At 63.0% G+C, this 632-nt stretch carries 1 protein-coding gene; it reads right to left on the bottom strand.

Annotated features, from left to right (window positions below):
* A partial coding sequence (locus tag NW837_RS15795; protein WP_414332664.1) for a GspE/PulE family protein occupies positions 1–632 on the bottom strand: 632 nt, incomplete at both ends.

Below are 632 nucleotides of genomic sequence, written 5' to 3'. Positions count from 1 at the left end.
GCGTGGACAGCACCAAGTGCCCCGTGAGCGCGGCTTGGATGCCAATCTGCAGCGACTCGCGGTCGCGGATCTCGCCAATCATAATCACATCAGGGTCGTGGCGCAGCATCGCCCGCAACGCCCGCGGGAAGGTGATTTTCTCCGTCACCTGCACCTGCATCACATTGTCGGGGAACTCGTACTCGACGGGGTCTTCAACGGTCACGATGTTGCGATGCACGCGATCGAGCGTGTGCAGCGAGGCGTAGAGCGTGGAGGTTTTGCCTGAGCCTGTGGGACCCGTGACGACGAGCATGCCGTAGGCGACCTGCAGGGCGCGTCGCCAGTGCGCCATCACATCCTGCGGCATGCCCAGCGAGTCGAGTTTGACCTGCATCTTGGCGGGGTCGAGGATACGCATCACGATGCGCTCGCCGTTGAGGGTCGGGATGCACGACACGCGCGCGCTCAGTCGCCTGTCCAGATACTCCATATCGATGCGCCCGTCTTGGGTGTCGCGCTTCTCGTCCAGGTGCAGGTTCGCCGCCAGTTTGACGCGGCTAATCATCGCCTGAACTAAATCGGGCTGCGTGACGACCTCGTGTTCGTGCAGCACGCCGTCGATGCGGAACCGAATGCGCAGCGCGTTGTGT

Source organism: Synechococcus sp. R6-10, assembly GCF_047461815.1.
Classification (GTDB): domain Bacteria; phylum Cyanobacteriota; class Cyanobacteriia; order Thermostichales; family Thermostichaceae; genus Thermostichus.
The sequence above is the reverse complement of the archived record's forward strand: the minus strand, read 5'-3'. Positions and strand labels throughout refer to the sequence as shown.